12 protein-coding genes are annotated in these 13,986 nt (G+C 68.0%); 11 read left to right on the forward strand and 1 reads right to left on the reverse strand.

Features of this window, described 5'->3' with window-relative positions; genetic code table 11:
* Positions 1-83 precede the first annotated feature (83 nt).
* From cydD to glpK, 8 genes are all read left to right on the forward strand, one after another.
* On the forward strand, positions 84-1,838 hold the full coding sequence (cydD, locus tag HLH25_RS04600; RefSeq protein ID WP_182972958.1) for a thiol reductant ABC exporter subunit CydD: 1,755 nt from the start codon (positions 84-86) through the stop codon (positions 1,836-1,838).
* A complete protein-coding gene (gene cydC / locus HLH25_RS04605) occupies positions 1,831-3,522 on the forward strand; it encodes a thiol reductant ABC exporter subunit CydC (protein ID WP_182972959.1) in 1,692 nt (563 codons plus the stop codon). Before cydD ends, cydC begins: the two co-directional genes overlap by 8 nt.
* A 329-nt stretch (positions 3,523-3,851) precedes the next feature.
* On the forward strand, positions 3,852-4,226 hold the full coding sequence (locus tag HLH25_RS04610; protein WP_182972960.1) for an OmpA family protein: 375 nt from the start codon (positions 3,852-3,854) through the stop codon (positions 4,224-4,226).
* Between the two features lie 25 nt (positions 4,227-4,251).
* A complete protein-coding gene (gene recQ / locus HLH25_RS04615; protein WP_246401338.1) occupies positions 4,252-6,114 on the forward strand; it encodes a DNA helicase RecQ in 1,863 nt (620 codons plus the stop codon).
* Positions 6,115-6,118: 4 nt separating this feature from the next.
* Positions 6,119-6,898, forward strand: a complete 780-nt coding sequence (locus HLH25_RS04620) for a DeoR/GlpR family DNA-binding transcription regulator (protein WP_182972962.1) — start codon at positions 6,119-6,121, stop codon at positions 6,896-6,898.
* 203 nt (positions 6,899-7,101) lie between these two features.
* A complete protein-coding gene (gene glpD, locus HLH25_RS04625) occupies positions 7,102-8,664 on the forward strand; it encodes a glycerol-3-phosphate dehydrogenase (protein ID WP_182972963.1) in 1,563 nt (520 codons plus the stop codon).
* A 101-nt stretch (positions 8,665-8,765) separates the two neighbouring features.
* A complete protein-coding gene (locus HLH25_RS04630) occupies positions 8,766-9,632 on the forward strand; it encodes an MIP/aquaporin family protein (protein WP_182972964.1) in 867 nt (288 codons plus the stop codon).
* Positions 9,633-9,676: 44 nt separating this feature from the next.
* On the forward strand, positions 9,677-11,173 hold the full coding sequence (gene glpK, locus HLH25_RS04635) for a glycerol kinase GlpK (protein ID WP_182972965.1): 1,497 nt from the start codon (positions 9,677-9,679) through the stop codon (positions 11,171-11,173).
* Between the two features lie 40 nt (positions 11,174-11,213).
* Here glpK and HLH25_RS04640 read toward each other — a convergent pair whose 3' ends face one another.
* Positions 11,214-11,711, reverse strand: a complete 498-nt coding sequence (locus HLH25_RS04640) for a copper chaperone PCu(A)C (protein WP_182972966.1) — start codon at positions 11,709-11,711, stop codon at positions 11,214-11,216.
* A gap of 144 nt (positions 11,712-11,855) precedes the next feature.
* Between HLH25_RS04640 and nrdR the strand changes: the two genes are divergently transcribed.
* The 3 genes from nrdR (at position 11,856) to thiL (ending at position 13,986) form a co-directional block, all read left to right on the forward strand.
* Positions 11,856-12,356, forward strand: a complete 501-nt coding sequence (nrdR, locus tag HLH25_RS04645; protein ID WP_182972967.1) for a transcriptional regulator NrdR — start codon at positions 11,856-11,858, stop codon at positions 12,354-12,356.
* Positions 12,357-12,434: 78 nt separating this feature from the next.
* Positions 12,435-12,998, forward strand: a complete 564-nt coding sequence (gene nusB, locus HLH25_RS04650) for a transcription antitermination factor NusB (RefSeq protein WP_182972968.1) — start codon at positions 12,435-12,437, stop codon at positions 12,996-12,998.
* Positions 12,979-13,986 carry a thiamine-phosphate kinase gene (gene thiL, locus HLH25_RS04655; protein ID WP_375288955.1) on the forward strand — a complete coding sequence of 336 codons (1,008 nt, stop codon included), beginning with the start codon at positions 12,979-12,981 and terminating at the stop codon, positions 13,984-13,986. The genes nusB and thiL overlap by 20 nt, the downstream gene beginning before the upstream one ends.

Consider the following 13,986-nt stretch of genomic DNA (forward strand, 5'->3'; position numbering starts at 1 on the left):
CATGGCCGGTGGCCGGATGGCGGGGCGATTCACGATCGGGAATGGGTGTCCCTGGCGGGGCGCTTCGATTATAGGTCGCGTTCATGAGCGGTGACAAAATGGTGATGCGCGCCTGGACACGGGCGCAATCGCGCCTGGGGCGCCGGCAGGCGATGCCGGTCCTGGCCTGCGGCTTGCTGGCGGGGCTGGTCGCCGTCGGCCAGGCATGGTGCGTGGCGGCGGTGCTGGCGCGGGGATTGATCGGGTCTGGCACGGCCGCGTGGCCGGGCGCCGGGCTGCTGCTGGCCGCGTTGGCCGGCCTGGCGGTGCTGCGTGCCCTGATCATGGCCGGCGGCGATATCTCTGCCGCCCGCGCCGGGCGGGGAGGGCGCCGGCGGCTGCGCGACGAGGTGCTGGGCGCCATTCTGCGCGGCGGGCCGGCCCTGCTGCGGCGGCGGCACAGTGCGGAACTGACGGCCCTGGCGGTTGACAGGATCGAGGCGCTGGACGGGTTCTTCGCGCGCTGGATTCCGGCGTCGGTGCTCTGGATCGCGGTTCCGGGGCTGATCGCGACCCTGGCCGCGCTGGTGCAGCCGGGCGCGGCGGTGATCATGATCGTGTGCGGGCTGGCGGTGCCGGTGGGGCAGGCCGTCTTCGGCATTGGCGCGGCCGTGGCGTCGCGCAACCAGTTTCTGGCCATGACGCGGTTGCAGGCCCGGTTTCTCGACCGGGTGCGCGGTATTGCCACCATCGTCCTGCTGAACCGTACCGATGACGAGGCCGGACGACTGGCCACCGCCGCCGACGAACTGCGCCGGCGGACCATGAAGATCCTGCGGGTGGCGTTTCTGTCCTCGGCGTCGATCGACTGTGCGATGGTGGTGGCGCTGGTGCTGATCGTGGTGCGGGATGGCGCCACGCTTGAGGTGCTGCGCCATGGCGGAGCCTCGGCCCCGCTTGCCGACGCGGCGGCGCGCAGCCTGTTCGTGCTGCTGCTGGTGCCGGAATTCTTCGCGCCCCTGCGTGCGCTGGCGCTGGCCTATCAGGATCGCGCCCATGCGGCCGGTGCGGCGTCCGCCATGGACGACCTGCCGGACGGGGCGGGTGCGGTGGTGGTGGCGGGCGACGTTGTACCGCAACGCGCCGAAGGCGGGGTGTCGGTGGCGTTCGAGCATGTGACCTTCGCCTGGGATGCTGCGCGCGGGCCGGTGCTGACGGATCTGAGTTTTGCCGTCCGGGCGGGGGAAATCCTGACGCTGGTCGGGCCTTCCGGTGCCGGGAAATCGACGATCATCGAAATGCTGCTGGGGTTTATCGTGCCGGGTAGCGGCCGTGTGCTGGTGGGGGGGGCTGATCTGACCGCTATGGCGCCCGCGACCCAGTCCGGGCTGGTGTCGTGGATCGGGCAGAAGCCGGTGTTGTTTGCCGGGACGCTGCGCGAGAATATTCTCTTCGCGCGCCCCGATGCGGATGAGGATGCGTTGGCCGCCGCGCTGCGCGCGGCGTCGGTCGATCGGTTTGTCGCGGATCTGCCCCAGGGGCTGGACACGCCGATCGGTGAGGGCGGGTTCGGCCTGTCGGGTGGGCAGGCGCAGCGCGTGGCGATCGCGCGGGCTTATCTGAAGGATGCGCCGCTGCTGCTGCTGGACGAGCCGACGGCGCATCTGGACCCGGAGACCGAAAGCGAAATCTTTGCCAGCCTGCGCATTCTGGCGCGGGGCCGGACGGTGATCCTGTCCAGCCATGCGGCTGGCGTGCGGGCGTTTGCCGGACCGTGCCTGGATCTGGGGATGCCGCGTTGCGTGGAACCGGGCGCGGCGCGGATGGCGCCCATCGAGGAAGGGCATGTTCATGTCTGATCGCTCCCTTTCCGGTTCGCGGATTCAGGATCGTGACGGGCTGACCCCGGTTCTGCGGGTTCTGGGGTTGTGGAAGGATCGCGCGCCGCGCCTTGTGGCGGGCGGTGTGCTGTCGCTTCTGGCCTTGGTGGCCGCGCTGGTACTGATGCGCGGGGCGGGTGCGCGCATGGGCGGGCTGGCTTTCGGCGGTGCGGTGGCCGGGCTGGTGCTGTTGCGTGGGGCGGGTGTGGCGCGCGTGGTGCTGCGGTATATCGAGCGCCTGGTGACCCATGATGCGATGTTCCGGGCTCTGGCCGATATCCGCGTGTGGTTTTTCCGTCGCCTTGCCGGTGGCGCGGCCGCCGGGCTGGGGTTTCGCCGGGCGGGCGACCTGCTGTCGCGTCTGGTGTCGGATGTCGAGGCGCTGGACGGGTTGTATCTGCGGATCATGGTGCCGCTGGCCGGGGCGTGTGTGGTGCTGCCTTTTCTGGTGATGGCGGTTCTGCCGGTCGATCCGGTGCTGGCCGTGATCGTTGGCGGGTTGTTCGTGATCGGTGCGTTCGCGCTGCCGCTGTTGGCGGCCCTGATGGGACGGCGCGAGGCCGCGATCCTGACGCAGCGTCTGGCCGACCTGCGGATCGGTGTGCTGGATCTGGTGACCGGCTTGCGTGAAATCCGCGCCTTTGGGGCCGAGGGGCGCATGTTGGCGCATGCGCAGGCGCGTGATGCCGCATTGCTGCGGGGGCAGGCGCGGCAGGCGCGGCTGCTCGCGATGATGGGCGGGGTGTCCTATCTGTGCGGGCAGGCGGCGGTGCTGGCGGTGCTGGCGGCGATCCTCGGTGTGGGGCTGGGGCCGATTCCGGCGGCGCGTGGGGTGGGGCTGCTGTTCCTGGTGATTGCCGGCTTCGAGAGTGCCGGCGGCCTGACGCGCGCCGGGGCGCTGGCCGGCGGCATCAGTCGCGCGGCGGCGCGGGTGGTCGCGGTCGGCGAGGCGGATGGGCCGGTGGTGCCGGTGGGGACTCGGCCGGCGCCTGCTGGCACCGATATTCGCTTCGAACAGGTATCGTTCCGCTGGCAGGCGGATCGGGGAGCCGTGTTCGACGGGTTGACGCTGGAGATCAGGCAGGGGGCGCGGGTTGCCATTCTGGGGCCTTCGGGGATCGGGAAATCCAGCCTCGCGGCGCTGCTGCTGAAGGTGGCGGCGCCGACATCGGGGCGGATCATGCTGGGGGGTGAGGATCTGGCGACGCTGGAGAGTAGCTCCGTGCGTCAGCGGATGGCGTGGCTGTCGCAGGCGACGCATCTGTTTGCCGATACCATCCGCGCCAATCTTCTGCTGGGCCGGCCGGATGCGATCGAGGCCGATCTGTGGACGGCGCTGGATCGCGCGCAGGTGGGCGATGTGGTGCGCGCGCTGCCCGATGGGCTGGATGCTTGGCTGGGTGAGGGCGGGGCATCGCTTTCGGGTGGGCAGGGGCGGCGGATCGCGCTGGCGCGCACGCTGCTGTCTGACGCACCGATCCTGATCCTGGACGAGCCGGCGACCGGCCTGGATGCGGAGACCGAGCGGGACTTCCTGACGACGCTTTACGATGTGACGGCCGGTCGCACCGTGATCCTGATCGCGCATCGTCTGGTCGGGGTGGAAAGGCTGGACCGCGTGTGGCGTCTGTCAGACGGCCGGGCGGTCGCCGCTGCCGTCTGACGCGGAGGGGTTTTTCAGGGAACGAGGTTTCTGTTTTTCATAGGAACGGGGGTTTCTGCCCGGAGAGGCGTGCTGGTGAGCGAGAGCGGCCCGCTCGGGCCGCGCCCGTCGTGCGTTTTCGAGCATCGCAGCGGAGCGGCCTTGATGGCCGCCCGCCGCGAAGCGCAGAAAACGCGCGTCGGATCGCCGCCAGCGCGGCTCTCCGGGCAGAAACTGTTGACGTGGGGGTGGGGAGGGGGCACCAAGGTTCCCTATCCATATGTCGCTGACTTTCCCGCATTGTTGGCGGCGGATTCATCCGTAAGCCGGTTAAGCAAGGGGATCTACCGATGCGTCGCCTCTCTCTCGTTCTGGGATTGTGTCTGCTGGCAGGGTGCGCCGATGGTCCGTCGCGGAAATATGTCGTGTTCTTCACCCGTGATTCCACGGCGCTGGAAGACCCGGCCCTGTGGGTGGTGCAGCATGCGGCGGAACAGGCGGCGCATTATCCGCAATCGGTGGTGACGGTCGAAGGCTATGCCTCGGCGCATGGCGACCTGTCGGCGGATGCCCTGCTGGCCATCGACCGGGTGAAGAAGGTTTCGAGCCAGTTGGTGGCGGACGGGGTGCGGGCCGATCGAATCCGCCAGAAGCCGCGTGCGCCTTCGAACGAGGACGGCGCCGTGGGCTCGCGCCGGGTCGAGATCGAGATTGCCGCACCCTGACGCCCCCGTTACGGACCGGATGACGATGTCGCTCGCCGCCGGCATGGCTGCTCCCGAGCGTGAGGATACGCCGCGCGCGATCCTGTCGCGCGTGTTCGGATTCCCCGATTTCCGGGGTCTTCAGGAAGAAGCGGTGGACGCGGTGATGGCCGGGCGCGACTGCCTGGTGCTGATGCCGACCGGCGGTGGCAAGAGCATCTGCTACCAGGTGCCGGCGCTGGCGCGACCGGGCACCGGGCTGGTGATTTCGCCGCTGATCGCGTTGATGGACGACCAGGTGGCGGCCCTGCGGCAGGTGGGGGTGAATGCCGGGGCGCTGCATTCGGAACTGGAACCCGACGATGCCGCGCGGGTGCGCGCGGATCTGGCGGCCGGCCGGCTGGATATCCTGTATGTCTCGCCCGAGCGGCTGCTGTCGCCCGGTACGCTGGAGCGGCTGTCGCGGCTGACGATCTCGGTCATTGCGATCGACGAGGCGCATTGCATCTCGGCCTGGGGGCATGAATTCCGGCCGGAATACCGGGCGCTGGCCACGCTGCCCGAGCATTTTCCCGGTGTGCCGCGCATTGCGCTGACGGCGACCGCCGACCCGCGCACGCAGACCGATATTCTCGGTGCGCTGGCGATGCCGGATGCGCTGGTCCTGCGCGCCAGTTTTCATCGGCCCAATCTGGACATCGCGGTACGGCCGAAGACTTCGGAACTGCGGCAGTTGCTGGAGGTGCTGGGGCGGCATGAGGGGGAGGCCGCGATCGTCTATTGCGGCAGCCGCAACAAGACCGAGCGGGTGGCGCGGTCGCTGGTCGAGCGCGACTGGCCGGCGCTGCCGTTCCATGCCGGGCTGTCGCCGATCGAGAAGCGGGCCGCGCTGGCCCGGTTCCGCTCGGGCGAGCCGGTGGTGATCGTCGCGACCGTTGCCTTCGGCATGGGGATCGACCGGCCCGATGTGCGGACGGTGGTGCATCTGGACATGCCCTCGTCGCCCGAAGCCTATTACCAGCAGATCGGCCGGGCCGGTCGTGATGGCGAGAAATCGGAGACCGTTCTGCTCTATGGCGGGGACGATATCGCGCGGGCCCGGCACTGGCTGGAGCAATCGGCGGCGCCCGAGGCCCAGAAGCGGATCATGAGCGCCCGGCTGGAGGCGATGATTACCCTGACCGAGACCACGGGGTGCCGCACGCAGGCGCTTCTGGGCTGTTTCGGCGAGACGCTGGCCACGCCGTGCGGGCATTGCGACAATTGCCGCAGCCCGGTCGCCTCGTTCGATGGCACGGTCGAGGCGCAGAAGGTTCTGTCGACGATCTATCGCATCGGCCAGAAATTCGGCGCGGTGCATGTGGCGGCGGTGCTGCGGGGCAAGGAGAGTGAGATGGGCGCGCGCTACAGCCATGATCGGCTGAGCGTGTTCGGCATCGGCAAGGACAGGCCCGAGCAGTTCTGGCGCGGGGTGATCCGGCAGTTGATCGCGCGTGGGGCCATTCGCGTGACCGGCGATTATAACGCGCTGGCGCTGAATGAAGCCGTGGCGCGTCCGATCCTGCGCGGTGAGGACAAGGTGCTGCTGCGCGACGACCCGGTGGAGGAATTGAAGACGGCGCGCGGCGCGCGGGCCGGGGGCGGCGCGCGGTCGGCCACGGCGCGGCCGGTGGTCAATCTGCCGCCCGAGGCCGAGGGGCCGTTCGCCGCGCTGCGTGCCTGGCGGTTGGGCGAGGCGCGTGAGCAGGAAATTCCGCCTTATGTGATCTTCCACGACGCGGTGCTGCATGACATCGCGATCGAACGTCCGGAGACGCTGGACGAACTGGGGCGGATCAAGGGCGTGGGTGCGTCGAAGCTGGACCGCTATGGCGACGCCGTGTTGCAGGTTCTGGCCGAGGCGGGCTGACCCGATGGCCGGCGTGCCCTCCGAGGAACGGTATCGCGAAATTCTGTCGCTGGTGCGCGCGCGTGGCTATGTGGCCAATGAGGAACTGGCGCAGCGCCTGCGTGTGGCGGTGCAGACGATCCGCCGCGATGTGAACCATCTGGCCGGGATCGGGCAATTGGCCCGGCATCATGGCGGGGCGGGGCTGGTCTCGTCGATCGAGAACATTGCTTATGCGGAGCGGCAGATTCTCAACCGGCGGGAGAAGGAGGCGATCGGGCAGATCGCGGCCAGGGAAATTCCCGACCATTCGTCGCTGTTCATCAATATCGGCACCACGACTGAAGCCTTCGCGCGGGCGCTGCGGCATCGCCAGGGGCTGCGGGTGATTACCAACAATCTGCATGTGGCCTCGACCCTGGCGCCGGAAGCCAGTTTTCGCGTCGTGGTGGCGGGCGGCACGGTGCGCTCGCATGACGGGGGGATTACCGGCCCGACCGCGACGGCGATGATCGACCAGTATCGCGCGGATTTCGGGGTGATCGGCATCAGCGGGATCGAGGAAGACGGCACGTTGCTGGATTTCGATCTCGACGAGATCGACCTCGCGCGGGCGATTATGCGGAATGCGCGCACGGTGTTCCTGCTGGCCGACCATACCAAGTTCGGGCGGCGGCCGATGGGGCGGGTGGGGCATCTGTCGGACGTGCATGCGCTGTTCACCGATCGGCCGCCGCCGCCATCGGTGCGGGCGGTGCTGGAGCAGCATCAGATCGCCCTGCATATCGCCGGTGTGAGTCCGTAAACGCGCCGTGGCGCGGATCGGTCCTTTCGGGTTCGCGCGGTTTGTCTGCTTTTTGTGGGCATCATGTTCTAAAACGAACATCTGTGTGCGCTTCATGACAAAATAATCAGGGTTCGTGGGTTCGGAACCGCGCTCGATCGCTTCGTTTTGCGTTGATTTTTGCTTTTGTGTTCGTTTACGAACATCAGCAGGAGGAACGAGTCATGCTGTCCGATCCATCGCGCGGGGTGAATGCCGCGCAGCAACCCTATGACCTGCTGATTGTCGGGGGCGGTATCAATGGCGTCGGCATCGCGCGGGATGCCGCCGGGCGCGGGGCGTCGGTGCTGCTGGTGGAACAGCACGATCTGGCGTCCCATACCTCGTCCGCCAGTACCAAGCTGATTCATGGCGGGTTGCGGTATCTGGAATATTACGAATTCCGTCTGGTGCGTGAGGCGCTGATCGAGCGCGAGCGGCTGCTGGCGATCGCGCCGCATATCATCTGGCCGCTTTCCTTCGTGCTGCCGCATTCCAGGCTGGTGCGGCCGGCCTGGATGTTGCGGATGGGGCTGTTCCTGTACGACCATCTGGGTGGCCGGATGACGCTGCCGCGCTCGCGCGGGGTGCGGCTGGACCGCGACCCGGTGGGTACGCCGCTGCGGCCGGAATATCGGCGCGCGTTCATCTATTCCGACGGGCGGGTGCTGGACAGCCGCCTGGTGGTGCTGAATGCCATGGATGCGCGGGCGAAGGGAGCCGATATCCGGACCCGCACCCGGCTGGTCGCGGCGCGCCGGGTCGATGGCGTGTGGGAAGCGACGATCGAGGACGCGAGTGGCCAGCAGGTGGTGCGGGCGCGCGGGCTGGTGAATGCCGCCGGGCCGTGGGTGGAGCGCATTCTGCGCGATACGCTGGCGATCGGGACATCCAAACAGGTGCGGCTGGTCAAGGGCAGCCACATCGTGGTGCCGCGCTGCTTCGAGGGCGAACAGGCTTATATCTTCCAGAATCCCGACCGGCGGATCGTGTTCGCCATTCCCTATGAGCGGGATTTCACGCTGATCGGCACCACCGACATTCCGTGGGCCGCCGATCCGGGGGAAGTGCGGATTGCCGACGATGAGGTGCGCTATCTGTGCGAGAGCGTGAACCGGTATTTCCGCAAGGCGGTCACGCCCGAGGATGTCGTGTGGACCTATGCCGGGGTCCGGCCGCTTTATGACGACGCGGCGCAGAATGCCTCGGCGGTGACGCGCGATTATGTGCTGGATGTGGATGCGCCACCGGGCGAGGGGGTGTTGCTGTCGATCTTCGGTGGCAAGATCACGACCTATCGGCGCCTTGCGGAGCATGCGCTGGAAAAGCTGGCGCCGAGCCTGCCGGTTCTGGGCGGGGCGGGATGGACGGCCAGCCGGCCGTTGCCGGGGGGCGATCTGGGGCCGGGAGGGTTCGAGTCCGCCGTGGCGCGCCTGCGTGCCGATGCCCCCTTCCTTTCGGCGGACGATGCCTGGCGGCTGGTCCGCAATTACGGCACGCTGGCGTGGGAGATCGTGGGGACGGCGCGGAACCGGGCCGATCTGGGCGAGGATTTCGGTGGCGGGTTGACGGCGCGCGAGGTCGATTATCTGATCGCGCAGGAATGGGCCGTGACCGCCGAGGATATCCTGTGGCGGCGCTCGCGCCAGGGCCTGCATATTGACGGCGCGGGCCAGGCGCGACTGGAACGCTATCTCGACGCCCGGCGCGAGGCCGTGCGCGACAGCCGGTCTGCCATGGCCGGCTAGGGCTGGCGGCGTCCGGGCGGGCTGTCTGCCCGGATGCCGCCGCCTGATGCGAAACGCCAAGAGCAATAACCCGAAAATCAATAAAGAGAAGAAACGGGACCATGTTCAGGAACAAGCAGTTCGTCGGCGAGCTGATCGCTGAATTCATCGCGGTCTTCATCATCATCCTGGTCGGTGATTCGGTGGCCGCGATGTATTCGCTGTATGATCCCAGCCCGTACCGCAATGCCTATTGGGGCGTGTGCATCGTCTGGGGGCTGGGGGTCACCATCGCCATCTATGTGACCGGTGCGGTCTCGGGCACCCATGCCAACCCGGCGGTGACGCTGGCGCTTGCGCTGTTTCGCGGTTTTTCGTGGCGCAAGGTGCTGCCTTATGTCGGTGTTCAGGTGCTGGGGGGCATGGCGGGGGCGGCCATCGTCTATGTGCTCTATGCGCCGGTGATCGATCATTTCAATCTGGCGCATCATCTGGACCGTCTGCATGACGGTGGGGCGGCCGGGGTGTTCTTTACCCATCCCGGCGATTTCGTGACGCCGCTTCATGCCCTGGTGGATGAGATCATCCTGACGGCGTTGCTGCTGTTCGGGATCTTCGCCGTGACGTGCGAATATAATACCCAGGCGCCGCAGGCCAATTCGGGCGCGCTGATCATCGGGTTGCTGGTGGCGGCGATCGGCGGGTGCGCGGGGTATCTGGAAGCCTGGGCCATTAATCCGGCGCGCGATTTCGGGCCGCGCCTGTTCTGTTATTTCGCGGGCTGGGGGCCGTCGGCCCTGCCGGCGCCGGGCCATTACTGGTGGGTGCCGATCGCGGGGCCGCTGGTGGGTGGCGTGATCGGCGCCGGTGCCTATGAGGGGCTGGTGCGCCCCTATATGCCGCGCCTGCGCGACCGGGCGGCATCATCGGAGGTCGGCCCGCTGGCTGAGGCACCGACCACCGAAACCGGCTTTTCCGGCCAGGCATGACCCGGCCGGGCATGACATCGAGCGCAGACTCGGGAGGAACGAACATGAGCAGCACGAAAACCATCCTGGCGATCGACCAGGGCACGACCTCGACCCGCAGCATCGTCTTCGATCGCGACGCGCGGCCGCTGGCGACGGCGCGCGCCGAATTCGCGCAGCATTATCCCGGCCAGGGCTGGGTGGAGCATGACGCCGAGGAGATCTGGCGCGACGTGCTGTCGACCGCGCGCGACGCGCTGGAGCAGGGCGGCGGCGTGGAGAGCGTGGCGGCGATCGGCATCACCAACCAGCGCGAGACGATCGTGGTGTGGGATCGGGCGACCGGCACGCCGGTCCATCGCGCCATCGTCTGGCAGGATCGGCGTACCGCGCCGCTCTGTGCCCGCATGCGGCAGGAGGGTTGCGAGGATCTGGTGCGCGCGCGGACGGGGCTGTTGCTGGACCCGTATTTTTCCGCCAGCAAGCTGGCCTGGATCCTGGATAATGTGCCGGGTGCCCGGCGGGATGCCGAGGCCGGGCGGCTGGCCTTCGGCACGATCGACAGTTTTCTGCTCTGGCGCCTGACGGGCGGGCGGGTGCATGCGACGGACGTGACCAATGCCTCGCGCACGCTGTTGTTCGACATCCATCGCCAGTGCTGGGATGACGATCTGCTGCGGCTGTTCAATATCCCCGCCTCCCTGCTGCCCGAGGTGCGGGGCAACAGCGAGATTTATGGCGAGACCGATCCGGCGCTTCTGGGGCGTGCGATTCCGGTGGCGGGCATGGCGGGCGACCAGCAGGCGGCGCTGGTCGGGCAGGCCTGCTTTACGCCCGGCATGGCCAAGGCGACCTATGGCACGGGCTGTTTCGTGCTGCTCAATACCGGCGAGGCGCCCGTGACCTCGGCGAACCGGATGCTGACCACGATCGGCTACCGGATCGGCGGCAGGACGACCTATGCTCTGGAAGGCGCGATCTTCGTGGCTGGTGCCGCGATCAAATGGCTGCGTGACGGGTTGCACCTGATTACCCATGCCTCGCAGACCGACGACATGGCGACGCGCATTCCGCACAGCCATGGCGTGTATATGGTGCCGGGTTTCGTGGGGCTGGGGGCGCCGCATTGGGACCCGGAGGCGCGGGGCCTGATCTGCGGCCTGACGCTGGATGCCACGGCGGCGCATATCGCCCGCGCCGCGCTGGAATCGGTGGCCTATCAGACCTATGACCTGATGGAGGCGATGGCGCAGGATGGCGGCGGGCTGGTGACGACCCTGCGCGTCGATGGCGGCATGGCGGCCAATGACTGGTTCTGCCAGTTTCTGGCGGACATCCTTCAGGCCGGCGTGGAGCGGCCGACCCATCTGGAGACCACCGCCACGGGGGCGGCGTTCCTGGCCGGGCTGGCCTGTGGTGTGTGGACCGATCTGGACGACGTGGCGGCGCGCTGGTCGCGGGGCCGCGTGTTCGAGGCCAGCATGGAGGAGGCCCAGCGCCGGACCATGCTGGAGGGCTGGCGGCAGGCGCTGCGCCGGACCCTGACCCCGAAAGTGGCCTGATCGCGGGTCGGGGGGCGAGCTGCCGGGCGAGCCGGGGAGATCAGGGTGTGGTTTCCTCGGTATTCGCTGGCGGCTGGACGGTGAAGGGGACGTTGCGCGTGGCGCCGCCCATGAAGTGGAAGGTGATGGTGATCTGCTGGCCGGGGTGCAGGCTGTCGTCATAGCCGGTGCAGATCAGGTGATAGCCGCCGGGCGGGAACACCAGGGTGGTTTCGGCCGGCAGCGCCAGATGCGCGAACAGCGTCGCGGTGTCGCTGGTGCTTTCCTGTTCCGTGTGATGGGCGAACAGATTGTGACAGGCGGTCGATGAGACGCCGGCCAGCAGATGAACCGATTTTCCGCGATTTTCGATCGTGAAATACCCTGCCGCGATCCGGCGTTTGGGGCGGAGGATCTGTATCGAGGCATCGCGGATGACGATATCCTGCCCTGCCGCGGCCTGGTCGTCATCGGGCGCGAGGGGGGCGGCGCGGGCGGCCGAGAGGGCCGCCTGACTCATGAGGACCAGTAATCCGATCAGCAGCGCGTGTCGCGTCATGGGCTCCTCGGCTTCATTGCGGGAAGAGTATCAGGGTGCCGGACAGGGGCAAAGCAGGCCCGGCATGGACAGATGGGCTTGCGTCCGGTTGATTTCGTGCGCATTTCCCACCTCGGAAACCCGCTGCTCAGGACTGATACCCGCATGAGATGCCCTTTTTGTGGTCATGACGATACCCAGGTCAAGGACAGTCGCCCGCATGAGGATGGGGCGGCGATCCGTCGTCGGCGGATCTGTGCATCGTGCGGCCAGCGTTTCACGACCATCGAGCGGGTGCAGCTTCGGGACCTGCATGTCATCAAGACGGACGGGCGGCGCGTGGCGTTCGAGCGGGACAAGCTGGCGCGGTCGGTCCGTATCGCACTGCGCAAGCGCCCGGTGGATGACGAGCGGATCGAACGAATCGTCAACGGTCTGGTGCGCAAGCTGGAGGCGTCGGGGGAGACCGATATTCTGTCGGGCGATATCGGCAAGCTGGTGATGGACACGCTGCGCGAGGTCGATATCGTGGCCTATATTCGGTTTGCCAGCGTGCATTGGGATTTTCGTGAAACCAAGGATTTCGCGGCGATCCTGGAGTCGATTCCCGGAACGGCCGAGGCCCGGGCCGTCGCGGCCGGTGGGCGGCAGGACGACGCGCCGTGAGATGGGGCTATGGACCTGGCGACGTAAAGAGGCGATGAAGCCGCCTTTCGCGGAATCGTGGCAGCAGGAGACAGGTGCATGAACGGATCGCAGGACGAAGACAGCACCCATGCGCGGACCCGCTCGCGGACCGCATCGCGCGTGGCGGTGGTGCAGGCCCTTTTCCAGATCGAACAGGCCGGCGACAGCCCGGAGGCGGTGATCCAGCAGTTTTTGCGCCATCGGCTGGTGGTGATGCCGGGAAGCGACCAGAGTGCCGAATATGAGGACGGGCGGGTGCCCGAGGCCGATATCCGCCTGTTCGAGCAGGTGGCGCGCTCGGCGGTGGCGCGGCGCGAACAGATCGATGCGCTGATCGTGGATGTGCTGCCGGCCTCGTGGCCGGTCGGGCGCCTTGACCCGGTGCTGCGGGCGCTGCTGCGGGCCGCCGGTGGTGAACTGGCCGTGGTCGGCGGGGTGCCGACGCGGGTGATCATCAACGAATATCTCGATATCGCCCATGGCTTCTTCTCGGGCGACGAGCCGAAGATGGTCAATGGCGTGCTCGACACGATGGCGCGCCGGCTGCGGGCGTCCGCCAATACGCAGGATGCCGCGCCCGACGAGGCGCCCCAGGAAGCGCATGGGGCCGAAGGCGCCTGATCCGGCGGGGCGCGCCATGTCGCCGCCCGCGTCGGGTGCTGGTCTGCCGTCGGAATTCAAATTCATCCGGCGGCATTTCCGTGCCTTGGCGGGCGAGGGGGCGCTGGGGCTGACCGACGATGCGGCGCTGGTGCATCCGCCCGAAGGCCGCGAACTGGTGATCGCGGTCGATACGATGGTCGAATCCGTGCATTTTCTGCCGGATGATCCGCCCGATACGGTGGGGCGCAAGCTATTGCGCTGCAATCTGTCCGATCTGGCGGCGATGGACGCGACGCCGCTGGGCTATCTGCTGTCGCTGACCCGGCCGCAATCGCGCGATGAGGGTTGGTTCGCCGCTTTCGCCGCGGGTTTGCATGATGATCAGGCGCGCTATGGCCTGACCCTGCTGGGCGGCGATACGACCGCGACGCGCGGGCCGCTGGTTCTGTCGCTGACCATTCTCGGCCATGTGCGCCCCGGCGGAGCCCTGCGGCGCAGCGGGGCGCGCGACGGGGACGATGTCTGGGTGACGGGGACGATCGGCGACGGGGCGCTCGGGCTGCGGGTGCTGCGTGGCGAACTGGCCGATGCGTCCGGTTTTCTGGCCCGGCGTTATCGCCTGCCCGAGCCCCGGCTGGGGCTGGAACTGGGGGGCATTGCCTCGGCGGCGATGGATGTGTCGGACGGGTTGGTGCAGGATCTGGGCCATCTGGCGCGGGAAAGCGGCCTGGGGGCGTGGCTCGATGCGTCGTGCGTGCCGTTGTCCGAGGCTGCGCGGCAGGCGGGAGCGGCTTGGCTGCCGACCTGTCTGACCGGCGGCGACGATTACGAATTGCTGCTGGCCGTGCCGCCGGAGCGCGAAGAGGCCCTGCGTCATGCGGCGGCACGAAGGGGGGTGCCGGTGACGCGGATCGGGCGTTTTGCTCGCGCGCTGCGCGGCGTCGAAGTTCGGGACGGGGCAGGCGGCGTGCTGGCGCTGGACCGCACCGGCTGGAGCCACCTGTAG

Source organism: Gluconacetobacter dulcium, from assembly GCF_014174165.1.
Taxonomy (GTDB): Bacteria; Pseudomonadota; Alphaproteobacteria; order Acetobacterales; family Acetobacteraceae; genus Gluconacetobacter; species Gluconacetobacter dulcium.

Coding starts and splice junctions, on each gene's coding strand:
- cydD (WP_182972958.1), top strand. CDS start 84: ATGAGCGGTGACAAAATGGTGATGCGCGCCTGGACACGGGCGCAATCG.
- cydC (WP_182972959.1), top strand. CDS start 1,831: ATGTCTGATCGCTCCCTTTCCGGTTCGCGGATTCAGGATCGTGACGGG.
- HLH25_RS04610 (WP_182972960.1), top strand. CDS start 3,852: ATGCGTCGCCTCTCTCTCGTTCTGGGATTGTGTCTGCTGGCAGGGTGC.
- recQ (WP_246401338.1), top strand. CDS start 4,252: ATGTCGCTCGCCGCCGGCATGGCTGCTCCCGAGCGTGAGGATACGCCG.
- HLH25_RS04620 (WP_182972962.1), top strand. CDS start 6,119: ATGGCCGGCGTGCCCTCCGAGGAACGGTATCGCGAAATTCTGTCGCTG.
- glpD (WP_182972963.1), top strand. CDS start 7,102: ATGCTGTCCGATCCATCGCGCGGGGTGAATGCCGCGCAGCAACCCTAT.
- HLH25_RS04630 (WP_182972964.1), top strand. CDS start 8,766: ATGTTCAGGAACAAGCAGTTCGTCGGCGAGCTGATCGCTGAATTCATC.
- glpK (WP_182972965.1), top strand. CDS start 9,677: ATGAGCAGCACGAAAACCATCCTGGCGATCGACCAGGGCACGACCTCG.
- HLH25_RS04640 (WP_182972966.1), bottom strand. CDS start 11,711: ATGACGCGACACGCGCTGCTGATCGGATTACTGGTCCTCATGAGTCAG.
- nrdR (WP_182972967.1), top strand. CDS start 11,856: ATGAGATGCCCTTTTTGTGGTCATGACGATACCCAGGTCAAGGACAGT.
- nusB (WP_182972968.1), top strand. CDS start 12,435: ATGAACGGATCGCAGGACGAAGACAGCACCCATGCGCGGACCCGCTCG.
- thiL (WP_375288955.1), top strand. CDS start 12,979: ATGGGGCCGAAGGCGCCTGATCCGGCGGGGCGCGCCATGTCGCCGCCC.